This is a genomic window from Stenotrophomonas sp. AN71 (genome assembly GCF_050435725.1).
Taxonomy (GTDB): domain Bacteria; phylum Pseudomonadota; class Gammaproteobacteria; order Xanthomonadales; family Xanthomonadaceae; genus Stenotrophomonas.
In genome coordinates this window covers 68,073-91,599 of the sequence record NZ_JBNDKU010000012.1, presented here as the reverse complement: position 1 = coordinate 91,599, position 23,527 = coordinate 68,073, and the positions used below count along the sequence as shown (strand labels likewise).

At 66.1% G+C, this 23,527-nt stretch carries 17 protein-coding genes; 5 read left to right on the top strand and 12 right to left on the bottom strand.

Going from position 1 to position 23,527, the window contains the following annotated elements; all coding sequences use genetic code 11:
- The first annotated feature begins 378 nt into the window (after positions 1–378).
- The gene (locus ABH900_RS17130) at positions 379–3,726 is read left to right on the top strand and encodes an Rne/Rng family ribonuclease (protein ID WP_429624330.1); all 3,348 of its coding nucleotides are present in this window, start codon (positions 379–381) and stop codon (positions 3,724–3,726) included.
- A gap of 141 nt (positions 3,727–3,867) precedes the next feature.
- Here ABH900_RS17130 and ABH900_RS17125 read toward each other — a convergent pair whose 3' ends face one another.
- The 10 genes from ABH900_RS17125 to ABH900_RS17080 form a co-directional block, all read right to left on the bottom strand.
- Positions 3,868–4,755: an endonuclease/exonuclease/phosphatase family protein gene (locus ABH900_RS17125; protein ID WP_429624329.1), complete on the bottom strand. Its 888-nt coding sequence runs from the start codon at positions 4,753–4,755 to the stop codon at positions 3,868–3,870.
- 2 nt (positions 4,756–4,757) lie between these two features.
- Positions 4,758–7,925, bottom strand: coding sequence for a discoidin domain-containing protein (locus ABH900_RS17120; RefSeq protein ID WP_429624328.1), 3,168 nt, complete (start codon positions 7,923–7,925; stop codon positions 4,758–4,760).
- The gene (locus tag ABH900_RS17115; RefSeq protein ID WP_429624327.1) at positions 7,922–8,758 is read right to left on the bottom strand and encodes a carbohydrate ABC transporter permease; all 837 of its coding nucleotides are present in this window, start codon (positions 8,756–8,758) and stop codon (positions 7,922–7,924) included. Before ABH900_RS17115 ends, ABH900_RS17120 begins: the two co-directional genes overlap by 4 nt.
- Entirely contained in the window at positions 8,755–9,636 is an 882-nt protein-coding gene (locus tag ABH900_RS17110; RefSeq protein ID WP_005410323.1) for a carbohydrate ABC transporter permease, read from the bottom strand. The genes ABH900_RS17115 and ABH900_RS17110 overlap by 4 nt, the downstream gene beginning before the upstream one ends.
- Positions 9,633–10,973: a sugar ABC transporter substrate-binding protein gene (locus tag ABH900_RS17105; RefSeq protein WP_429624381.1), complete on the bottom strand. Its 1,341-nt coding sequence runs from the start codon at positions 10,971–10,973 to the stop codon at positions 9,633–9,635. The genes ABH900_RS17110 and ABH900_RS17105 overlap by 4 nt, the downstream gene beginning before the upstream one ends.
- A gap of 4 nt (positions 10,974–10,977) precedes the next feature.
- On the bottom strand, positions 10,978–12,582 hold the full coding sequence (locus tag ABH900_RS17100; RefSeq protein ID WP_429624326.1) for a glucoamylase family protein: 1,605 nt from the start codon (positions 12,580–12,582) through the stop codon (positions 10,978–10,980).
- Between the two features lie 243 nt (positions 12,583–12,825).
- On the bottom strand, positions 12,826–15,879 hold the full coding sequence (locus ABH900_RS17095) for a TonB-dependent receptor domain-containing protein (protein WP_429624325.1): 3,054 nt from the start codon (positions 15,877–15,879) through the stop codon (positions 12,826–12,828).
- A gap of 76 nt (positions 15,880–15,955) precedes the next feature.
- On the bottom strand, positions 15,956–16,993 hold the full coding sequence (locus ABH900_RS17090) for a LacI family DNA-binding transcriptional regulator (RefSeq protein ID WP_429624324.1): 1,038 nt from the start codon (positions 16,991–16,993) through the stop codon (positions 15,956–15,958).
- A gap of 149 nt (positions 16,994–17,142) precedes the next feature.
- A complete protein-coding gene (locus ABH900_RS17085) occupies positions 17,143–17,418 on the bottom strand; it encodes a BolA family protein (protein ID WP_429624323.1) in 276 nt (91 codons plus the stop codon).
- On the bottom strand, positions 17,415–17,714 hold the full coding sequence (locus ABH900_RS17080) for a YciI family protein (protein ID WP_429624380.1): 300 nt from the start codon (positions 17,712–17,714) through the stop codon (positions 17,415–17,417). The genes ABH900_RS17085 and ABH900_RS17080 overlap by 4 nt, the downstream gene beginning before the upstream one ends.
- A 376-nt stretch (positions 17,715–18,090) precedes the next feature.
- Between ABH900_RS17080 and ABH900_RS17075 the strand changes: the two genes are divergently transcribed.
- The 4 genes from ABH900_RS17075 to ABH900_RS17060 all read left to right on the top strand — a co-directional run bounded on the left by ABH900_RS17075 (position 18,091) and on the right by ABH900_RS17060 (position 22,072).
- Positions 18,091–18,996 (top strand): segregation and condensation protein A, encoded by a 906-nt coding sequence (locus ABH900_RS17075; RefSeq protein ID WP_429624322.1) that lies wholly within the window; start codon positions 18,091–18,093, stop codon positions 18,994–18,996.
- Positions 18,997–19,009: 13 nt separating this feature from the next.
- Positions 19,010–19,885 (top strand): SMC-Scp complex subunit ScpB, encoded by an 876-nt coding sequence (gene scpB / locus ABH900_RS17070; protein WP_429624321.1) that lies wholly within the window; start codon positions 19,010–19,012, stop codon positions 19,883–19,885.
- A complete protein-coding gene (locus tag ABH900_RS17065) occupies positions 19,878–21,614 on the top strand; it encodes a pseudouridine synthase (protein ID WP_429624320.1) in 1,737 nt (578 codons plus the stop codon). The genes scpB and ABH900_RS17065 overlap by 8 nt, the downstream gene beginning before the upstream one ends.
- A 212-nt stretch (positions 21,615–21,826) precedes the next feature.
- Positions 21,827–22,072, top strand: a complete 246-nt coding sequence (locus ABH900_RS17060; RefSeq protein WP_429624319.1) for a protein L — start codon at positions 21,827–21,829, stop codon at positions 22,070–22,072.
- A 99-nt stretch (positions 22,073–22,171) separates the two neighbouring features.
- Here ABH900_RS17060 and ABH900_RS17055 read toward each other — a convergent pair whose 3' ends face one another.
- Together ABH900_RS17055 and ABH900_RS17050 are read right to left on the bottom strand one after the other, a co-directional pair.
- A complete protein-coding gene (locus ABH900_RS17055; protein ID WP_429624318.1) occupies positions 22,172–22,606 on the bottom strand; it encodes a hypothetical protein in 435 nt (144 codons plus the stop codon).
- 103 nt (positions 22,607–22,709) lie between these two features.
- On the bottom strand, positions 22,710–23,516 hold the full coding sequence (locus ABH900_RS17050) for an amidohydrolase (RefSeq protein ID WP_429624317.1): 807 nt from the start codon (positions 23,514–23,516) through the stop codon (positions 22,710–22,712).
- Positions 23,517–23,527: the final 11 nt, after the last annotated feature.

The following is a 23,527-nucleotide window of genomic DNA, read 5'->3' as shown; positions in this document are numbered from 1 at the left end:
GCGAGATAAGGGATTGATTTCGTTGGAAGTTACTCAGGGCCAGAAGCCCAGCTCCCGACGAATCCGGCACAGTGCGCGACCACCGCCCGCGGGGCGGCCATGTTAGCGGCTCACCGGCCTTCCCGGCCATCGCCGGATGCCTGACACGCAACCGTGCTGAACATGTCCCGCGTGGCGCTCCAGCCTGGCTGACAGCTGCCTGCGGCCTTGTAACACCCAAAACCCATAAGAGTGAAGCGCTCCCGCGGCCTGCCGTGGTGTCGTAGCGCTGGAAACCCAAGCCTCCCTCCCCGCGCTTGCGCGAATGGGCGGCGAGCCGTGTCCAGAGGCGAAACCCCATGGCGTTCCGCGCGGTAGCCGCTTGCGAGGAACGCAACAATGAAGCGAATGCTGATCAACGCCACGCAGGCTGAAGAGCTGCGTGTTGCCATCGTGGATGGCCAGTCGTTGTATGACATCGACATCGAGCAGCCGTCCAAGGAACAGAAGAAGTCCAACATCTACAAGGGCCGGATCTTCCGCGTCGAGCCCTCGCTGGAAGCCGCCTTCGTCGAGTACGGCGGTGGCCGCCATGGCTTCCTGCCGCTGAAGGAAATCTCCCGCGACTACTTCCAGGCCGGGGTCGACCACAACAAGGCCGGCATCCGCGAGCTGCTCAAGGAAGGCCAGGAAGTGGTGGTCCAGGTCGACAAGGAAGAGCGTGGCAACAAGGGCGCCGCCCTGACCACGTTCATCTCCCTGGCCGGCCGCTACATGGTGCTGATGCCGAATTCGCCCAGCGCCGGTGGTGTCTCCCGTCGCATCGAGGGTGAAGACCGGGCCGCCCTGAAGGACGCCCTGGACAAGCTGAACATCCCCGACGAAATGGGCGTCATCATCCGCACCGCCGGCGTCGGCCGCGACGCGGAAGAGCTGCAGTGGGATCTGGACTACCTTCTGAACGTGTGGCGCGCCATCGCCGAAGCCGCACTGAGCAAGCCGGCCCCGTTCCTGATCTACCAGGAATCGCGCCTGATCGTGCGCGCCCTGCGTGACTACCTGCGCGCCGATATCGGCGAGATCCTGGTGGACACCGAGGAGATGTACGAGCACGCCAAGGAGTTCATGCAGCAGGTGATGCCGCAGACCCTGCGCAAGCTCAAGCATTACAAGGACGACATTCCGCTGTTCAACCGCTTCCAGATCGAATCGCAGATCGAAGGCGCCTACGAGCGTAATGTGCGCCTGCCGTCGGGCGGCTCGATCGTGGTCGACCAGACCGAAGCACTGACCGCCGTCGACGTGAACTCCTCCCGCTCCACCAAGGGCAGCGACATCGAGGACACCGCGTTCCAGACCAACCTGGAAGCGGCCGAGGAAGTGGCCCGCCAGCTGCGCCTGCGCGATCTGGGCGGCCTGGTGGTGATCGACTTCATCGACATGGCCTCCAACAAGCATCAGCGCGAAGTCGAGAACCGACTGGCCCACGCGCTGAAGTACGACCGTGCCCGCGTGCAGGTCGGCCGTATCTCGCGCTTCGGCCTGCTGGAAATGAGCCGCCAGCGCCTGCGCCCGAGCCTGGGCGAATCCAGCCAGATCGTCTGCCCGCGTTGCGACGGCCACGGCCGCATGCGCAGCGTCGAATCGCTGTCGTTGTCGATCATCCGCGTCGCCGAAGAACACGCGATGAAGGAGAACACCGGGCAGGTGCTGGTACAGGCCCCGGTGGAGATCGCCAATTACCTGTTGAACGAGAAGCGCAGCGCCCTGCGCGAGATCGAGCAGCGCCATGAAGCGCCGATCGTGATCGTTGCCGACGAGCAGCTGCACACCCCGCATTACACCGTGACCCGCCTGCGTGAGAACGAGCTGGGTGAAGACAGCAACAAGCCCAGCTACCAGCGCGGCACCCCGCGCAAGCTGCCGGTGCATGCGCTGACCAAGGGCCAGCTGAACATCCCGCCGCCGATGGTGACCCAGGTCAAGCACACCTCGCCCGCCCCGGTGCGCGAGGAAGCCGAGCCAGCAGCGGTTGCCCCGGCTCCGGTCGTGGCAGCGCCGGCGGCGCCGGCAGCAAGCGGCGGCGTGATCGGCTGGATCAAGCGTGTGTTCGGTGGCGAACCGGCTCCGGCCGCGGCACCGCCAGCCCCGGCTGCGCGCCAGCAGCAGGACGGCGGCCGCAAGGACCGCAACAAGGATCGCAACAAGGACCGCAAGGACCGTCGCGACGACAACCGTGGCAACGGCGGCAATGGCAACGCCCAGCCGCAGAAGGATGGTGGCAACCGCAAGGATCGTGGCGAGCAGCGCAAGGACGGCCGCAACGGCAACAACGGCAACGCCCAGCAGCCGCAGCAGCAGGGCAAGCAGAAGGAGCCGCAGCAGAAGGATGGCCAGCAGCAGCCGCAGCAGCAGAACAAGCCGCGCAACGAGCAGCAGGGCCAGAACCCGCAGCAGCCGAAGCTGAAGCAGCCCCGGCAGCCGCGTCCGCAGCAGGACGGCGACAAGCCGACCGAGAAGCCGCAGCGCAATGCCGCTGAAGTGTCGGCCGAAGCACCGGTTGAGGTTGCAGCCGTCGCCACAGTGGCCGCCACCGCCGTCGTTGCCAATGCGGTGACAGCGCAGGAAGCCACCGCGCCGGTGGCGTCGGTGACCGCCGCCGCGCCGGCTGAAGCCGCAGCACCGGTCGACGCCGTTGCCAACGCCGGCAACGAGGCCGAAGTGGTTGCCGTGACCGGTGAAGAGGCTGCCATCGACGCCAACGGCGAGCAGGCTGGCGAAGGCGCGACCCGCCGTCGCCGTGGCCGTCGTGGTGGCCGTCGCCGTCGCCGTGGTGGCGCCGAGAACGCAGCAGGTGGCGACGCCCTTGGTGATGATCAGGACGACGCTGACGAAGGCGATGACATCGAGGGTGCCGAACTGAACGTCGACGGCACCGTCGATACCGCTCCGGTCGCCGTTGTACAGCCGGCCCGTTCGCAACCGGAATTCGACTTCGATGACGAAGCCGAGCCGACCGCCGCCGAAGCCGGGAAGCCAGTCCGTGCCGCCGCTGCTGTTGTTGCCGCGCCGGTCGCGGTGGTGAGCAGCGCCGTGGTCGAGGCCGCCACTCCGGTCGCAGCAGAAGTACAGGCCCCGGTCGAAGCCGCCGCCAAGGCCGAACCGGCATCTTCGCCGGTGCAGACCAGCATGCTCGATGCCATCGATGCCGCAACGCCTGCCCAGCCGGTGGTCGTGGCGACCCCGGTGGTTGAAGCAAAGCCGGTTGCGATTGAAGCCGCCCCGGCGGTCGAAGCGAAGCCGGTGGCGATTGAAGCCACCCCGGCGGTCGAAGCAAAGCCGGTGGCGATTGAAGCTGCCCCGGCGGTCGAAGCGAAGCCAGTGGTGGAATCGAAGCCAGTGGTGGAATCGAAGCCGGAAGTTATTGAAGCCACTCCGGCAGCCGAAGCAAAGCCGACCGTCGTTGAAGCGGCGCCGGTGATCGAATCGAAGCCGGTGGCCGTTGAAGCCGCGCCGGTGGTCGAGGTCAAGCCGGTCGAGGCCGCGCCGGTCGCCGAGCAGCCGCTCGCCCTGGTGGCGGTGGAAGCCGTCCCGGTGGAACCGGCGGCACCGATCGCCGAAGCGGTGGTGGCGCCGTCGATCGACCCGGTCGCCGATGGCCACACCGACGCTGCAGCGCAGGCGGCCGAAGCCAAGGCCGACGACGAAGACGAAGAAGCCGCCAAGCGCACGCCGCCGGCGAACTGATCGGTTTTTGATCGCGTAGAAGCGAAACGGCGGGGATCGATGATCCCCGCCGTTTTTGTTTGTGCGATGGGTCGTGGCCGACCTTGGTCGATGCGGTTGTTCGTGCCAACCCAGGTTGGCACCTACCAAGGCGTGTCTGCGTCAGGGTTTGGGCGCGAACTGAAGACGGGCCCACACGCCGTAGTGGTCCGAGGCCCAGCGGCCGCTGTCGTCGGGCTGATCGAACAGCAGCTTTGCCTCACGCGCAACCATCTCGTCCTGCTGGAAGAAGATGTGGTCGATCCGCAACGGCGCCTGGTAGTAATGTCGATTGAGCGTGCTGACCCCGGCCAGGTCGGTGTTGACATGTACGCTGCCGTAGCTGTCACCGTAGTGGCTGCGCAGCTCGCTCAGGCCACCGGCATCCACCAGCGCATTGAAGTCACCGGCGATCACCACCGGCGCACCGGCCGAGGTTGCGCTGATGAAGCGCAGCAGATCCTCGACCTGGCTGCGACGAATACGCTGGCCGCTCTCGTCGTTGCGCTCGTTCAGATGCGTGGCATACACGTTGACCGCCTTGCCGTCCACGTCGATGCGCAAGTGGGCAACGGTGCGATAGTCATCCAGCGGTTGCAGCAGGTGATCGCCGCGGGCCAGGACCGGGCGCCGGGTCAGCAGCGCGTTGCCGTACCGCTTGGCCGCCCCCACCGCATCGGTGGACACGAAAACGTAGGTGTAGCCGAGCTGGCTGGCCAGCCACTGCGCCTGGTTGCGCACGGTGCGGCGCTGGATCACCTCCTGCAGGGCAATGGCATCGGGCTGCAGGCGCTTGAGCTCGGCCAGGATGGTGCGGCGGCGGCGCGGCCAGTCCTCACGGTCGTGATGCAGGTTGAAGGTGACCATGCTCATGCCGGGCGCACCCACTGCCTCGTTCGGTGCCGCCCTGACCTGCGGTGCAGCCGACACTGCAGCGCCGGGCAAGGCCAGCGCGATCGCCAGCCCCAGGGCGCGCAACAGGATGCACGCCCCCGACCGCTGTAGCGCCATCGTTACGGTCCTTTGCGTTCGGCGCGGCGCACCGCGCTCGGTACGTCGATCTCGACCCGCGCCGGCAGCTGGTGCACGTGCAGCTCCTTGTTGACCCATTGGGCCGCTTCGCCGTTGATGGTTGCCTCGCCCGGGTCACCGGCATACGGCCACGGCAGCACCACGCCGCCCACCGGCGGCACCAGGCCCGGCTGCACCTCCAGTACCAGCTGCTTGTCACTGCGCTGCAGGCGGTAGTTGAGCTGGCCCTGCGGCGTGCGCAGGCCCTGCACGGCGATGCCTTCGCCCTGCAGCCAGGCCGTAGGGATGCCGGCGGCCAGCACCAGCGCACCATCCATGTCGCGGTTGTAGGCGAACATGTCCAGCGCCGAGCGCACGAAGTCCGAGGCTACCCAGGCATGCGGCAGGTCACCGACGAAGAACGGCTTGCGTGGCGTACGCGAAACCACTTCGGCCCACTGGTTCCAGGCCTGCGGCGCGCGGTCCTTGAAGAAGAACTCGGTGGCCTGCCAGGCACGATCACGCCAGCCCAGGCGCACGAAGGCGGCCACGTTGCGCCACTCGTAGGGCGTGTAGTCCTTCCACTCGCGCTTGCCATCGCGGCGGGCGACGAATTCCTTCCAGTAGCGCTCGAACGTCGCGTCCAATGCCTGCTGCGGCAGGCGGTCCTGCTCACCGCCGGGGGCCAGTGCGATGGTGGTCGAGGTCGCATCGAAATCGCCCAGCTCGGCCGAGCCCGGCAGGTAATCGATGTTGTGCTGCTGCATCGCCGACAGCAACGAGGCCTGCAGGTCATCACGGAACTGGTCCCGCGATTCGGCGATCTGCATCGCCTCGACCTTGCCCAGCTGCGATGCCAGCAACGCCGCATCCTTGTAGCCCCGCAGGGCCCAGAAATTGTCCCAGTACGAGTGCATCGGCTTGGCCGAATAACCCTCGTGGCTGATCGAGGCCGGCATCATGCCGTAGAAGGCCGGATTGCGCGCGCGGTTCTCTTCGGTGCGCTCACTGGCGCGCAGCTGCTCCATGTAGTTGTAGGCGCCCTGCACATGCGGCCACATCAGTTCGGCGAACGTGCTGTCGCCGGTGTAGCGCCCGTACTCGGCAATGCTGTAGATCAGCTCGCCATGGCTGTCGTTCTCCGGCACCGGATCGCTGCCGCGTGCGTCGACGCAGCACGGCACCTTGCCGTTCTCGAACTGGTACGGCGCATACCAGTTGATGTAGTCGCGCACCGCATCGCTGCGGCCCATGCGCAGCAGCCCTTCGGAAATCATCGCGCCATCGCGTATCCAGCTGCGCGCGTACGAGCGCGTACCCGGCTGCAGGCGCGGACCTACCCGCGAGATCAGCATGTGTGCGACGGCGGTGCGCAGGGTATCCACCAGTGCCTGGCCGGCGGCCGGCACCTGCAGCGAGACCACGCCCAGCTTCTTCCGCCACTGCTCGGCCACCTGCGCCTGCGCCTTGGCCGCGTCCAGTGCCTGTGGCGCCCAGCCGCCAGTCTGCGGCAGTACTACCGCCACTTCGCGGCTCTGCCCCGGCTCCAGCTTGAATGTGTACAGCAGCGCGCCGGAGGCCATGCCGGTGCTGTCCTTCACCGCCGTGCTGGACGGGTACTTGCCAGACGCCAGATGCATCGCATCGAGCTTGCCATCGAACGTGCTGGCGAAGCGCGCATCCGGTACCTGCAGCGGGTAGATGCGCGGCTCGCCGTTGACGCGCACCAGCTGCTCGCCGACATCCAGCGCATCGATCCGGCTGAACCCGCCGACGGTACTGAGGAACTGGGTCGGCGGGTTGACCTGCCACGGACGGATCGCCAGTGCCAGCGTGTACTCGTGCGCGACCTTGTCCGGGTTGCTCAAACGGTAGCGACCGATCAGCTGCGCACGCTCCGGCGTGCCCTGTACGAAACTGGTCACGGCCAGGCCGGCTTTCTCGTGTACCCAGTCGACGTTGGCGATCGGCAGGTAGTGATCCTGCAGCGACTGGGTGATGGCCACCTTCGACCAGTCCAGCAGTTTGCCGTCAAGACGGATGAACGGCTCGATGCTGAAGCTGCCCTTGGCCGGCTCCAGTGCGCCGTCCTCGCTGATCAGCGCCTGTTCCTGGCCGCCGTCCAGGCCAAGGAGGGTCCAGTACGGCTGCTCGCCCACATAGGCGCGCGGCAGCGAACCGCGTGGCAGGTCGGCGGCCACCGAGGACAGGAATGCGTTCGGCGTGGCGGCGAAGGCCAGCGGCTTGAGCGTGATGTCACGGATGCCATAGCGCCAGTTCGGGCCTTCCTGCAGATCGAAGCGCACGTAGCGCGCATCGGTATCCGGCAGCGCCAGCCAGTCACGGCCACCGGCGCCACTGGTCACCTCGCGCACGGTGCGCCAGTCGCGACCATCCTCGGAGGTGCGCACCGTGTAACGGTTGGCTTCCAGGTTCGGCAGCCAGTCGATCACCGCACCGCCGATCTCACGGCTCTTGTGCAGGTCCAGGCTGATGGTCTGCTGCTTGACCCCACCACTGATCCAGAACGTATCGCTCTTGCCATCGATCATGCGGTCCTGCAGCGCGGTGGCGGTGTCGGCGATGACCGATGGCACCAGTGCCGAATCATCCTGCGGCGGCAGGCCCTGCAGGGTCAGCTTGTCGAAGCACACGGTGCCACGACCGCCGACCTTGCTGTAGATGGTGAACTCGACGGCGGCACTGCGTGCCATCTCCTTGTCGGGTGACGGCCCCCACGCCTTGTCGATCTGCCGGCGACGGTATTCGACCGGCGTCCACGCCTTGGGGAAGCTGTAACCGGGACGGTTGACCCACCAGACGTTGTCACCGCTGGCATCGATCAACTTGAACTGCAGGTCGTTGCCCGGCGAATCACCGCGCAGCTGGAAGCCGAAGCGGTAATTGGCCGGGTATTCGATGTTCAACGCACGGCGGATGCCGACGTAGCCGGAGACATTGTGGAAGTCGTAGTCCAGGCACAGCGCGCGGCCGCCACCAGCGCCACTGACCGGCCGCAGCGAACCACTGACCTGGTCGGACAGCACCAGTTTCCAGGCACCGATATCGTCGAAGTCGTCCAGCACCTTCGGTGCCGGCAGTGCCGGTGGTGCGGCGATCGCCAGGGAGGTCCACAACAGGCCCAGTCCAACGGCGATCGCTCGCTTCATCCCTTCACACTCCCCAGCAACAGACCTTGGATGTAGTACCGCTGCAGCACCAGGAACAGCGCCAGCACCGGGACCACGGTGACCACCGCGCCGGCCATCATCATTTCCACGTCCATGATGTGTTCGCGCGAGAGGGTGGCCAGCGCCACCGGCAAAGTGTAGTGCTCCTGATCGGTCAACACGATCAACGGCCACATGAAATCGTTCCATGCGCCCATGAAGGTGAAGATCGCCAGGGTCACCAGCACCGGCTTGAGCATCGGCAGCACGATCTGGAAGAAGATGCGCAGCTCCCCTGCCCCGTCGATGCGCGCCGCTTCCAGCAGCTCGTCCGGAATCGAGCGCGCGTACTGGCGCACCAGGAAGATGCCGAACACGCTGGCCAGCGCCGGCACGATCACCCCGCCGAAGCTGTTGACCAGGCCCAGCTGCTTCATCAGCAGGAACAGCGGCAGCATCGCCACCTGCGCCGGGATCACCAGCGCCGCCATCAGCACCTGGAACAGGCGATCACGGCCGACGAAGTTCAGCTTGGCAAACGCATAACCGGCCATCGTGTTGAGCAGCAGCGAGCCGAGGGTGATACCCAGCGACACCAGCAGGCTGTTGGCGAAGTTACCGCCCATGCCGGTGCGCGCGAACAGCTCATGATAGTTGTGCGTGGTGACGCTCGACGGCAACAGCGGGGGCGGGAAATGACTGGCCTCGCCCTGCGGCATGAACGAAACCGAGAGCATCCACAACAGCGGTGCCAGGCTGACCAGGGCCAGCACCAGCAAGGCGCCATTGATCATCCACGGGTACCAGCGCGACTGGCCGATTTCACGACTCATACCAACTGCCTCTTGCGGCCGAAACGCAGCATCACGGTGGTCACCGCCAGGATGATCAGGAACAGCAGGAACGCCACCGCGGAGGCGCGCCCCAGGTTCCACCACTTGAAGCCTTCCTCGAACATGAAATACAGCACGCTGACGGTGCTCTGCAGTGGGTCGCCACGGGTCATGACATACGGTTCGGCGAACAGCTGGAAGTAGCCGGACACGGTGATCACACCAACCACCAGCAGCACCGGGCCAAGCATCGGCAGGGTGATGTGCAGGAACTGCTTCCAGCGCGAGGCGCCATCGATGCGCGCCGCCTCGTACAGATCATGCGGAATCGCCTGCAGGCCGGCCAGGAAGATCACCATGTTGTAGCCGAAGTTCTTCCACACGGCGAACAGCATGATGGTCGGCATCGCCCAGTTGGGGTCGCCCAGCCAGTCGATCGGGCTGATGCCCAGGTGGCCCAGCCCGTAGTTCACCAGGCCGTAGCTGGTATGGAACAGGTAGCGCCAGATCACCGCCACCGCCACCAGCGTGGTCACCACCGGGGCGAACAGCGCGGTGCGGAACAGGGCCTTGAAGCGCGCCGCCGGTGCGTTGAGCAGCATCGCCGCGCCCAGCGACACGCCGATCGACAACGGCACACCGATCAACACGAAGTAGGTGGTGTTCCACAGCGACTTCCAGAACATCGGCGTCTGCAGCAGATCGATGTAGTTGCCCAGGCCGACGAAACGCAGGTTGCTGCTGTCAGCCAGCGCATACAGGTCGAAATCGGTCACGCTCAGCGCCAGTGCCGAGGCCACCGGCAGGCCGAAGAACACGCCCAGCACGATCAGCGAGGGGCCAGCGAAGATCCAACCGGCCAGCGAAGTACGTTTCATTGCGCGCTCCCGGCGGCCACGGCGCTGCTCGAACGCGGCGAAGGCGCACGCTGCTGCAGGCGTTGTTGTTCATGCATCCAGCGGCGCTTGGCCAGTACCTTGTCCACGCGCTGGTCCAGTTCCTGCACGGCCTTGTCCTGTGGCAGACCACCGCGCACCACCTGCTCGGTGACGATGCGCATCTCCTGCACGATGCGCTCCCATTCGAGCACCTTCGGCGTCGGCTTGACCCGCTCCAGCTGATCGCGGAACGCAGTGGCCAGTGGATCGTTGGCCAGCGACGGCGCGTTCCAGGTGCTGCGGCGCGGCGGCAGGTCGCCGATGATCGAGTGGAAACGCGCCTGGATCGCCGGTCGCGACAGGAACTCGATCAGCTTCCACGAGGCTTCCTTCTGCTGCGACTTGCGGAAGATCACCAGGCTGGTGCCACCGGCGATGCCCGCGCCCGGCCCCTCCGGGCCCGGCAGTGCAGCGGTACCCCACTGCCCTTCCAGTTCCTTCGGCTGCAGCTTCTTGAACTCGCGGATGTTCCAGGGGCCGGAGATGTAGAACACGTTGAAGCCGCGGAAGAACTCATCCCAGACGTTGGAGATCTGCGTCTCGGACATCTTCGGCGCCCAGCCCTGCTCGAACATGTTGGCGTAGAAGGCCAGCGTGCGACGGAACCCCGGGCTGGAGAAATTGCCGCGGGTGTCGTCGTCGCGCAGCAGCGGGTCGGGCTGCTGCAGCGCCAGCGACAACTGCTGCTCGAACTCGTTGATCGGCATCAGCACCGCGTAACGGTTCGGACCCTGCATGCGCTTGATCGCCGCCATCTGCTCGTCCCACTCCGCCCAGGTACGCGGCGGGTGGTCGTAGCCGGCCTTGGCCAGCAGGTCCTTGCGGTAGTAGATCAGGCGCGTATCGACGTACCACGGCACGCCAACCAGCTCGCCATGGATAACATTGGTGTCCCAGATGCCCTGGAAGTAGTCCTTCTCATCGACCACCGCGGAATGATCGACGAACGGCTGCAACGGAGTCAGTGCATCGAGCTCGGCAAACTCGGGCACCCAGGTGTTGCCGAGCTGGCACACGTCCGGCAGGCCATCGGCGGCGAACGCCGTCAACAGCTTCTCATGCGCGGCGGTCCACGGAATGTTCTGTACGTCCACCTTGATGCCGGGGTTCTCGGCCTCGAACTCGTGGATCAGTTCACTGACCACTTCGGCTTCGCGGCCCATCGCCCAGAAGCGCACGGTGGTGGCACCCGGCTCGGTGCGCGCGCAGCCGGCCACGGCCAGAGCGGCCAGGGCAGGCAGCGCCCAGCGGCGCAGGCGGTCGATCCAGTTCGGCACCGGGTTACTTCCCCTGCCCTGTGTTGCGGTTGGCATTGTTCTTCTGTTCCTGCGCGGCAGCCGCGCGTGATTCGGCGATACCCACCGCGCGTGCCGCCGCGGCCTTTTCGTCCTTCTGCAGTTCCAGCGGCTGGAACGAGCCTTCCGGCGCCAGCCAGCCACCACTGAACCCGGCCCGCTCCAGGCCCTTGCGGATGTACGGGCTCTTCTTCATCACCTCCCACACGAAATCATTCCGGTAGTTGGCGATCATGGTCAGGATCGGGCCCTGGTCGATGGCGATGTAATCGCTGGCGACCCAACCGCGATCCGGCACCAGGCGGCCGGTCTTGATCGGGATGTCGTAGTTGAAGCTGGGGTTGAATGAGTCCAGGAAGCCATAGCTGGAATAGATGTAGTCGCCGTAGCGCTTGTGCATTTCCAGCGTGGCCGGGATCACCTGCTCCGGCGCGAACACCACCGAGGCGATCGTCGCGGTCGGGGCAATGGTGCCGTCATCGAAGTTCTCGCGCAGGCCGGCGCCGCGCGAGGAATAGTGGCGGAACTGGCGCTGCTCGCCGCGGTAGTCCTGGGTGGTGTTCTGCGGGCCATCGCTGGCGGTCAGGCCCCAGACGTTCTCGCCGTAGTCCTTCCACTGCATCGGGTTGGCGATGGCGTACTCGCGCTGGGCCAGGGCCGCCGAACGACTGTTGAGGAAATAGGTGCTGCCGCGCTCGCGCATGTACGCGTCCTGGATGTCGCGGAAATCGATCCAGACATGGCTGTACTGGTGGCCGAACAGCGGGCCGAAGGACAGGTATTCCTGGCCCTGGTAGACGCCCCAGTCGTTGTCGTAGGTGCGCGTCCACACCGTCCATGCGTCCGGGCTGACCGGATGGGTGGGCGAGCCCAGGGCGAGGATGTAGACCATCATCGCCTCGTTGTAGCCCATCCAGTCATGGTCGATGAAGCCGCTCTCGGGGAACCAGCCCATCGAGATCAGCGGGGCGTGCTGCTGCAGCCACGGCCAGTCGACCTTCTTGTACAGCGTGTCGGCGATCTGCCGGATCTCCTTCTCGCGCGGATCGTCGCCGTCGTAGTACGACTGCGCGAACAGCACGCCCATCATCAGCAGCGCGGTGTCCACCGAGGAGAGCTCCACCCAGCTGTCATAGCGGCGGCCTTCCTGCATGTCCAGGAAGTGGTAGTAGAACCCCTTGTAACCGGCCTTGCCGGTGCGCTGCGGCCCCATCGGCACGTCACGGAAGAACTTCAGCGTGGTCAGCGTGCGGTCGATCGCCTGGTTGCGGCTGACCCAGCCGTTCTCGATGCCGATCGGATAGGCGGTCAGCGCAAAGCCGACCGAGGCGATGCTGGCGAACGGCCGCGACGGGTAACGGTCCGGGGTCAGGCCATTGAGTTCATTGGTGGTGTCCCAGAAGAACTGGAAGGTGCGGCGCTCGATGTCGTCGAACAGCGGCGGCAGCTCCGGCTTCATCGGCCGTGGCGGTGCATCGGCCTCGATCAGGATCACTGGCGGGCGCGGCTTGGCCGGCTCCTGCGGCGCCGGCTGGCAGGCGGCCACGGCCAGGCTCAACGCTGCCGCGGACAACAGATGGCGTGCCTGCATGGCGCGGTTCCTCCGGTGGTCTGATCGATGGGAAAGCATAACGTCCAATGATCTGAAATCGTTTACAAGGTGCGTTCTTAAAAAACCACGAAAACCGTGGTCTGACACCGCGATCATTGCCCACGCCGCTGCCCCCTGATCGGCAGCGGCGTGGGCAATGGACCGGCACGAGGCCGGCCATTGCCGTTTTCACCGATGCCGCCGGCGGACCGGCGGCATCGGATGTTGCATCAACGCCCGGGCTTAGAAGCGGAAGCCCACTTCGGCCTTGACCTGGCGCGGCGTACCGATGATATCGCCGGTCTCGTTGTAGCTGGCCGTCAACTTGCCGTTCTTGTAGTAGTTGTAGTTGGAGAAGTTGTCGAAGTTGAACACGTTGATGATGTCGATACGTGCATACATCTCGGTGTCGCCCGGCATCTTGAACGTCTTGGTGGCCTGCAGGTCGACCGAACGGAAGCCGAAGATCTTGCCGCCGAACAGGAACTTGCCATTGCCGCCCGGGGTCGCGGCCGCCGGGGTCGGCAGGTCGTAACCATTGGCCTGCGGCACGCCGTACCAGTCGTTCACGGCGGTCGGCGTGGCCAGGGTCAGCTTGCCGCCGAAGGTGATGCCCCAGAAGCCGTCGTACGAACCGGTCACCACCAGGCGGTGGCGCGGTGCACCGTTGGACTTGATGAACGGGTATTCGCCGATGGTGCCGCGATCGAACGAGTAGTGTTCGTCGATGTTGCGGTTGTGGGTAGCGTTGGTCCAGGTGTAGGCGATCGAGGTGCCCCAGCCGCTTTCCTTGCTGTACGGCTTCTGCGCCGACAGCAGCACCTGGGTGGAGCGGGTTTCGATGCCCTGCTGGCCGATGATCAGCGTGCCGAAGCCCGGCACGTTGCAGCTCCACGCCTGGCTCAGGCCGGCTTCGGTGCCACCGCACAGGCGCGGGTCATCGAAGAACTGGCCGGTCGGATAGCGGTTGCCCATGGTGAAGGCGAAGCCATCGTAGGTCAGCGTGCGGGCCACGGTCACGTCGGTCAGCCAGTCGCCGATCTGGTTGCTCATGCCCAGGCTGAACTGGTCGGCGTACGGGGCCTTCAGCTTGTTGTTCAGCAGGTCCAGCTCCAGGCCGTCATTGCTGGTGGCGCCGATCAGGGACTGCAGGTTGCCGATGCCGTTGAGCAGGTTCGGGTCCCAGGTGTAGCAGGGGTTCTGGCCGCGCAGGCAGTTGCCCGTGGCCGGATTGCGGAAGTACACGGTCGGCTGCGGCAGGGCCAGCTTGGTCACTTCCAGCTGCAGGTAATCGAACAGGTCACGGTCGTAGGAACGGCCGGCACCACCGTGGATCACGTGCTTCTCGTCGGCGTTGATGTCATACGAGAAGCCCAGGCGCGGCTGCCAGGCATCCTTGAATGCCTTGCGGTTGTGGCCGTTGCTGATGTAGTCGTTGACGTCCAGGCCGCCCTTGGCCAGCGAATCGGCGTAGGTCTGGCCGGCCACTGCACGCGGATCCTGCGAGAACAGCGCGTTGACCACTTCCGGCGGGGTCACGAAGTCCAGGTAGGACGGGTTCTTCTCGTAGTCCCAACGCAGGCCGAGGTTCAGCTGCAGGTGGTCGTTGACCTGCCAGTCGTCCTGGATGAACAGGCCGATCTGCTTGACCTTCGAGCGCACTTCCGACTGCACGCCGCTGACGCCGGTGATCGGCTTGGTGAACTGGGCCTTGTACGGAATGTCAGCCGGGAACGCCGAGCTGCCGACGTTGTAGTAGAACTGCGGATTGATCTGCGCCGCGTCGGAGGCGTACAGGTCGATCTGCTTGTACTTGGCGCCCATCTTGATGGTGTGGTCGCCGGCCCACTCGATGCCGTCCAGGGTCAGGTTGTCTTCGATCGACCAGCCCTTCTGGCCCTTCACCTGCGAGGCGAACGCCGAGGCGCCACCGATCGACACGATCGGGCGATCTTCGGAACCATCGGTACCGGTGTAGTTGTAGCCGTTGCCCAGGCTCAGCGGCTTGGGATTGTTGAACGAGTCTTCGTGGGTGACCATCAACTCGTTGTAGTAGCGCTCGCCGCTGTGGTTCCAGCGCAGCGCATAGCGACGGTCGGTGTTCTTGGTTTCCTTGCCGTGCATCGGCGCGGTCTGGTCAGCGAACTCCTGCTGGGTCTCGTCGCGATCCTGGATGGTGAACTCCAGGCGATCGTTGTCGGTCGGCTCCACGTCGATCTTGGCGAAGATCAGGTCCTGCTGGAACGGCTGGCTTGCCGGGCCGAGGCCGGCCTGTGCCTGTGCCGGCAGCTGGTTCGCCAGACCGGTCACCGAACCGTGCGGTGCGATGGTCACCGGCAGGTCGAAGCGCTTGGCTTCATAGGTCACGAAGAAGTGAGCCTTGTCCTGCAGGATCGGGCCGCCCAGCGCGAAGCCGTATTCCTTCTCGGCCGAGTCCTCCTTGCTCTTGCCCGGCTGGCGTTCGGCCGGGGTCATCGCGCGCATGCTGTCGTTGGTGTAGCGGTAGAACGCCTCACCCTTGAATTCGTTGGTACCGGACTTGGTCGCAGCGGTGACGGCCGCACTGGAGACCTGGCCATACTCGGCCTTGTAGTTGCCGCTGATGACCTTGTACTCGCCGATGGCCAGCTGCGGGAACGGGTTGCCGGCGCTGCCGGACTGCCCGGCCACGCCGCCGCCCTTGACGTAGCTCTTCTGGCCCACGCCGTCGATGTACACGTTGGTGCCATCGGCATTGGTGGCGCCGCTGCGCAGCGAGGTGTTGCCCTTGGCATCGCGGGTGAAGATCATGCCCGGCACCGCGTCGGCGAACTCCAGGAAGTTGCGCGAGACCTGCGGGGTGGTCTGGATCTGCTGCAGGCTGACGGTCTTGCCGACTTCCGAGGTGCGCACTTCCTGCAACAGGGTGGGCGCAACGACGTTGACGGTATCCAGGTTGGTGGCCGCGGTCGAACCCGGGGTGCTGCTGGCGGCACCGGCGAAGTTCAGGGTGGCAGTCGAGGCCACGGTGACCGTGACCTTCTGCGTCTGGCCGTTGGCGACCACGTTGTAGGTGCCCGGATCCAGGCCCATCAGCGAGTAGCTGCCATCGGCGCGGACGGTACCGCGGCGGACGGTGCCGGTGGCGACGTTGGTGGCGGTGACTTCCGAACCCGCCTGGGCGTCGGCTACCTGGCCACGAAGGCTGGCGTTGGCCGACTGCGCCATGACGTTGGGGGCAGCGGCCAGCATCAGGCAGCTGACCAGTGCGGTGCTCAGCAGCCGGCGTGCCGGCATGCGCAGGGTGGTATGCATCATCAACTCAATCTCCGGGTGGCGGTGACCGCTTGCGCGGTCCCTGCGATCAGTCAAAAAAGTAGGAACGCCTCAGGCTTCAATGGCCGGATGGCGGAGTGGTGGAATCGCGAACTATCAAGCGGGGAACCAGGGTGTGCTTGTCCCCTGTCCCATCCGTGGAGGTGCCGTCCATCAACTGCAGCAGGCGCGACATGGCCCGGTCGCCGAGCTCGGCGATGCTGACCTGCATGGTGGTCAGCGACGGGTGTACGAAACGCGCCAGTGGAATGTCATCGAAACCGGCCAGGGCGACATCGGATGGCACGCGGACCCCTGCCTGCGTGAACGCATACAGGCAACCCAGGGCCATCATGTCGTTGGCGGCGAACACGGCATCGGGCAGCGCTCCGGCTGCCAGCAACTCCTGACCGGCGCGGTGGCCGGAAGCTTCGTCGAAATCACCGGGCAGCTCGATGCCCTCGGCGCCACTGCCAAAAGCCGCCAGCGCGTCACGGAAGCCGCGCAGGCGCTCGCGCGCGTCGAAGTTGAGGTCCGGACCAGAAATGAAAGCGATGCGGCGATGGCCGGCATCGAGCAGGTGGCGGGTCATCGCCATCGCACCGGCATGGTCGTCGATGCTCAACACCGGGTGATCCTGCGTGGGCAGGTAGGTGTTGATCAGCACCGTCGGCAGCGCCTGCGGAAGGTTGTCGGTCAGGAAACCCGGGCTCTCGGCATAGGGCGAGAGCACCAGCAGGCCGTCGACGCGGCCGCGCATGGCACGCAGGGCGGCGCCCTGCTGCTCCTGGTCACCGTGATAGCTGGACACCAGCAGGTGCTGGCGGCGGTTGCGGGCAACGCCGTCGATGCCGCGCATCAGCTCGGAGAAGAATTCGCCATACAGGTCCGGCAGCACCACGCCCACCGTATTGGTGCGGCGGCTGCTCAGGCTGCGGGCGGCGGCGTGCGGGGTGTAACGCAGCCGAGCGGCCACCTCCAGCACCAGCTGGCGGACCGGTTCGGCGACATTTTCATGCCCGTTGAGCGCGCGGGAAACCGTGGCCACGGAGACCCGGGCTTCGCGTGCGACATCTTTGATTGTGATAGCTGCCTTGTTCACGAAGCCGCCCTCCACGGCTTGGACCTACCAGCAATGGCGCGGAATGTAAGCGTTTCCATCTGGCCTTGTAAACAGTCCGTTAGACGAATGTCCTGAAATGGACATGAAAATCTGGCCGCGACAGGTCCGCTGGCGGACCGGCCGGGACAGTGTGGGACAAGGGCTCAGCCCTGTTCTGACGGGGTCAGTGCGCGGATGGACAATGCGTGGATATCGGTGTCCATCATCGAGCCCAGCGCAGCATAGACCGCGCGATGCCGGGCCAACGGGCCCTGGCCAGCGAAGCGCTCGCTGACCAGGAACACGTTGAAATGACCCCGCCCATCGCGGGCACCGGCGTGGCCGGCGTGGCGATGGCTGTCGTCTTCGATCTCGAGCACGCTGGGCGCCAACGCCTGTTGCAGTGCATCACGGATTCGCTCGATGCGCTCCGCACTCACGGCAGGACCTTGCGGAACGGCCGTACCTGCACGTGGGTGTAGACGCCTGCGGCCACGTACGGGTCGGCATCGGCCCAGGCCTGGGCCTGCACCAGTCCGTCGAACTGGGCGATCACGACCGAGCCGCTGAAACCGGCCGGGCCCGGGTCTTCACTGTCCACCGCCGGGCACGGGCCGGCCAGCAGCAGGCGCCCCTCGTCGCGCAGCACGTGCAGCCGCGCCAGGTGTTCCGGCCGTGCCTGCAGCCGCTGCGCCAGCACATCCTGGCCGTCATACCCCTCGATCACATACCACACCGGCATTTCCTCGCTTGCGTTGTCGGGTCGGTAGATTCTAGCCAATGCGACCCCTGCCCCGGCTCCGGCTGGACACTGGCGCGGCAAAGGCTTACCCTAGACTCCATTGCACGTGGCTGGATGCAGCAGCCCGTCGGTTTTTGCGGCCAACGCAGCCCCCGACGACCGATCCGCTGCTTCGAACCGGATCACCCGACCGGGCCACGTAGACGACCTCCCCGTAGTTCCGTCGCTGCCGTTTTCTGCGGCACGTCCTGCTGTTTGATATGTGTGGAAGCGCGCCGATCCCGGCGTGTCTGGTGCCCTGGGGCTCCGTGGCGTTGGCCCGGCGAACCCGGTGCCGCGACTGGTCCGTTGCAATCCTGATGTCCATTAGATGACTTCCGAACTCGCGCTCGACGCGAACCCGCCAACCCGGCCGCCCGCCCCCCAGCAGCAGGAAATGCCGCTGGCCGTGGTGCATGGGCAACCGGTCCTGCAGATTCCGCAGGACCTGTACATTCCGCCGGACGCGCTGGAAGTCATCCTGGATGCTTTCGAGGGCCCGCTGGACCTGCTGCTGTACCTGATCCGCCGGCAGAACCTGGACGTGCTGGACATTCCCGTCGCCGAGATCACCCGGCAGTACGTGGAATACATCACCGTGATGCGCGAGCTGCGCTTCGAGCTTGCTGCCGAGTACCTGGTGATGGCCGCGATCCTGGCCGAGGTGAAGTCGCGCATGCTGCTGCCGCGCCCGGTCAGTGAGGAAGGCGATGAAGCCGACCCGCGCGCCGAGCTGGTGCGCCGGCTGCAGGAGTACGAACGCTTCAAGCAGGCCGCCGAGGACATCGACAGCCTGCCCCGCCAGGACCGCGACACCAGCATGGCCCACGCCTTCATGCCCGAACGCGCCGCAGTGAAGCTGCCGCCGCCGGTGGACCTGAAGGAAATGCTGATGGCACTGCACGACGTGCTCAAGCGCGCCGAGCTGTTCAGCGGCCACGCCATCAAGCGCGAGGCTCTGAGCGTCCGCCAGCGCATGGGCGAAGTCCTGGGCCGGCTTGAAGATGGCAGGTTCTACCGTTTTGAAAGCCTGTTCACCGCTGAAGAAGGCAAGCTGGGCGTGCTGGTGACGTTCCTGGCAGTGCTGGAACTGGCCAAGGAACAGCTGCTGGACCTGGTCCAGGAAGAGCCGCTGGCGCCGATCTACGTGAAGTCGCTGGCCGCCGGCAACACCAATGCCCCGCTGCAGTTCAGCAGCGAGTTCGACGACAACGACGCCGCCAACGAGAACGAGTGAGCGCTGCCTGCCGATGGATCAAACGCTGATCAACCGCATTGTCGAGGGTGCCCTGCTGGCCTCCAGCCAGCCGCTCACCCTGGCCCAGCTGAAGGACCTGTTCCCGGAAGAGGAACCGGCACCGCCGGGCAGCATCGAACGTGCGTTGGAACGCCTGCGCGAGGCCTGCGACGGCCGCGGCGTGGAACTGGTCGAGGTCGCCTCCGGCTTCCGCTACCAGGTGACCGGCGAAGTGCACAGCTGGATCAGCCGCCTGTGGACCGAGCGCAAGACCCGCTACACCCGCGCTACACTGGAAACGCTGGCGCTGATCGCCTACCGGCAGCCGATCACCCGCGGCGAGATCGAACAGGTGCGTGGCGTGGCGGTCAGCAGCAACATCATCCAGGCGCTGGAAGAGCGCGAGTGGATCCGCGTGGTCGGCCACCGCGACGTGCCCGGCAAGCCGGCGCTGTTCGGCACCACCAAGGGCTTCCTGGACTACTTTGGCCTGAAGCGGCTGGATGAACTGCCACCACTGTCGGAACTGAAGGACCTGGGCGAGCTGGAACCGCAACTGGCCCTGGACCGCGACGCACCGGCCGCCGCCAGCGCGGAAGGTCCTGATGTATCGGCCGGCGCCGATGGCGCCGCCGCGAACGATGACACCGGCCTGGCCGGTCGTGACACCCCCGATTCCGCCGACGCAGCGTCTGCGTCGGCCTCCGATGAGCAAGCACCTTCGCCCTTCGATGATGGGCACCCCGATTCCGCGCCGGGCGAGCGCGCGGTGCCAGTGAACGAACGCGAAGACAACGCCGTCGCGATGACGACCGTGGCTGTTGACCAAGCCGATTCCGAACCAGAGGCCGACCTCGAAACCGTCGGCCGGAGCAAAACTGATGAGTGACACCCCTCGCAAGCTGTCGTTGAACAAGCTCTCGCTCAAGCGCGAAGCCACCTCTGAACAGTTCAAGTTGGAAGAACGCCTGCACAAGGTGCTGGCCCAGGCCGGCCTTGGCTCGCGCCGCGCGCTGGAACAGCGCATCGCCGAAGGCCTGGTCAAGGTCAACGGCGAAGTCGCGCAGACCGGCATGTCGGTCAAGAGCGGCGACAAGATCGAGCTGGACGGCCGCGGCTTCGTCGCCACCGCTCTGGCCGAACCGTCGCGCGTGCTGGTCTACAACAAGCCGGAAGGCGAAGTGACCACCCGCGAAGACCCCGAAGGCCGCCCGACCGTGTTCGAGTCGCTGCCGCCGCTGAAGGGCGCGCGCTGGATCGCGGTCGGTCGCCTGGACATCAACACCACCGGTCTGCTGCTGGCCACCACCGACGGCGAACTGGCCAACGCCATGATGCACCCGTCGTTCGAGGTCGAGCGCGAATACGTGGTGCGCGTGCGTGCCCCGGAAGGTGAGGAAAAGGTGGCCGACGCCATCGTCGACCGCCTCAGCCGTGGCGTCGCGCTGGAAGACGGCCCGGCCAAGTTCGATGAGATCGAACGCATCGGCGGCACCGATTCGCACGACTGGTTCCGCGTCGTGGTGAAGGAAGGCCGCAACCGTGAAGTGCGCCGCCTGTGGGAATCGCAGGGTTGCCAGGTCAGCCGCTTGAAGCGCACCCGCTACGGCAAGGTCACCCTGCCGCGCGAACTGGCCCGTGGCCAGTCGGTGGAGCTGGGCAGCGCCCAGGTCGAAGCCCTGCGTGCGCAGCTGAAGCTGGAAGAAGGCGCGCCGTCGGCGCTGACCCTGCAGCCGGTGATCGGCCAGCGCCGCGCCGCCAAGACCACCGTGCGCGTGCGCGAAGGTGGCCGTGGCAACGCCTACGTCAATGGCCATAACACCGCCGATGAAGGTCGCGAACTGCGCCGCTTCGACAACGTGCGCGAAGACCGCAGCCGTGGTCGTGGTGGCAAGGGCGGCGGCTTCAAGGGCGGCCTGACCGTCAGCGGTGAAGCGGCGGCCAAGCAGTCGCAGAAGCCGTTCAAGCAGCGCGCGCCGAAGAATGACCGCTCGCTGCCGGAAGGCAACCCGGCCGCGTTCCGCACATGGTACGTGCCGGATGGCGTGAGCACCGGCCCGAGCGGCCACCGCAACGCCGGTCCGGGCGCACGTGGCCCGGGTGCCCGAGGTCCCGGCGCAGGTGGCCAGGGCCGTCCGTACGGCAAGCCGAAGGGCCCGGGCGCTGGCGCCGGTGGCGGCCAGGGTCGTGGCGGCTTCGGCGGCGAAGGCCGTGGCAATGCCGGTGGTCAGGGCCGCGGTGGCTTCGGTGGCGAGAACCGTGGCGGTGCCGGCGGCCAGGGTCGTCCGGCCGGCGCGGGCAACCGCTCGCAGGGCCAGGGCAACAAGCACCCGTACGGCCATCCGGGCAATGCCCCGAGCTTCCCGTCCGACCACGCCAATCCGGGCTTCAACCCGTATGGCAGCGCACGTCCGGCCGGCAATGGCCGTCCGGGCGGCAACGCCAACGCACGTCCGGGTGGTAACCGTGGTCCAGGCGGTCCGGGCGGCAATCGTGGCCCGGGCGGTCCCGGTGGCAATCGCGGTCCCGGTGGCCCGGGTGGCAACCGTGGCCCAGGCGGCCCCGGCGGCAATCGCGGCCCCGGCGGCCCGCGCCGCAGCGGCCCGCGCGGCGGCTGATCGGCAGCCACGCTGACCCACGAAAAACCCCGGCTTCGGCCGGGGTTTTTCTTTGCGTGGTGCATCGATCAGCGGGTAGATCCACGCCATGCGTGGATGAAGAACTTGAATTAGGAATTCTTTGAAAACAAGCTGTTTGTGTCACGCGTCGCCGCATCAGACCTAGAGACTTCCTATCGTGCTCACTCCATCCACGACACACAGGAGCCACGATGGCTTGGCACACGTCTACTTCCGTATTGCTGCAGGTCAACGCCACCAATGAATGGTGGAACGCCGTGTACAGTCCCGGCGACACCGTACAGGTCTCGGGCATCTACCGATGCCTCGGCTGCAAGCGTGAAATCACCAGCAATCAGCGCGACCCGTTCCCTCCGCAGTCGCACCATCAGCACGCTCCCCAGCAGGGTGCGATCCGCTGGAAGCTCAACGTGCGCACCAATACCGAAGGGGCCTGACACCAGGAAAAAAGGGGACGGAGGGGATTAAGTCGTTTCCAGCACGGCAGCAGCGTAACTGCGGGAATCGACTTAATCCCCTCCGTCCCCTTTTGGGGCTCAACGCCGGCTGATGGTGAACGCGGCGCCGTCCACGCCCAGGTCCCAGCCCTTGCCGGTGCCGGACAGGGCCAGTGAGATATCACCCTTGGTCATCACCTGCGCGTTGCTGGACTTCACCGCGCCGGCGTGCGCGCCGAGCGCGGCGTAGGTGCCCAGCAGCTCGTTGACACTGACCGCGCCGGTGAAGCTGCCGCGGCCGTTGGTGATCTTCGACTTGCCCACGGTCAGGCCGCCGCCTTTCACTTCGATGCGCACCGGCAGACTCGTGCCATTGCTGCAGCTGACCGTGCCGTTGCCGGAGGCAGTCTTGTAGATCAGTGACCAGCCGGACAGGTTGTAGCGCAGCTGGCAGTCGAGGTTGCCGGCAGCGTGAGCGGCCGGGGCCAGCGTTGCGGCCGACAGGGCCAGCAGCAGGGCGAAGGACTTGTTCATGGCAGGACTTCCAGTTCGGTCGGACTGCCGGCGAATCTAGCAGCGCGCGTGTGCACGTTGAATGCAGGCACGCGCGCGGGTGCGCCGGCGTTCAGGCCGTTGCTCAGGCCTGATCGTCCAGGTGGAAGGCATCGGCATCGAGCATTGCCGGGAAGCGTGCACGGTGCGCGGCGAGCGCCTCGGCCGAAATGGTGGTGGTCACCACCTGTTCGCGCTCGCGGATCTCCACCTGCGGCTGGCCCAGGAAGTCCAGCACCACGCTGTCGCCGGCATAGTGCAGCTGGTTGCCATCAATGCCCACGCGGTTCACCGCGGCGACGAAGCACAGGTTCTCGATCGCACGCGCGCGCAGCAGGGTCTTCCACGCGTAGGCGCGCGCCGACGGCCAGTTGGCCACGAAAATCTGCAGGTCGAAATCCAGCTGGTCCGCTCGCTCCACGTTGTAGCGGTTGCGGCAGAACACCGGGAACCGAAGGTCGTAGCAGACCTGCGGATTGATCCGCCAGCCCTTCCATTCCACGCACAGGCGATCGCGGCCGGCAGCATAGCGTTCGTGCTCGCCGCCGTAACGGAACAGATGGCGCTTGTCGTAGTGCTGCAGGTCGCCGTCGGGCGTGGCGAACAGCAGCCGGTTGTAGACGCCGTCGCCCTCGCGCAGCTGCACGCTGCCGATCACCGCCGCATTCAAGACCCTGGCCTGCTCGCGCACCCAGGCCACGGTCGGTCCGTCCATATCTTCGGCCTGGGCGATGGCCTCGTTGGAAAAGCCGCTGGTGAAGGTCTCCGGCAGGATCACCAGGTCGGTGGATCCGGCCAGTGGGGCCAGCAGCGCACCGTAGTAGGCGCGGTTGCCGGCCGGGTCGTGCCAGCGGGTGTCGCCCTGGACAAGGGAAATGCGCAGGTCCTGCATGTTCACCTCTC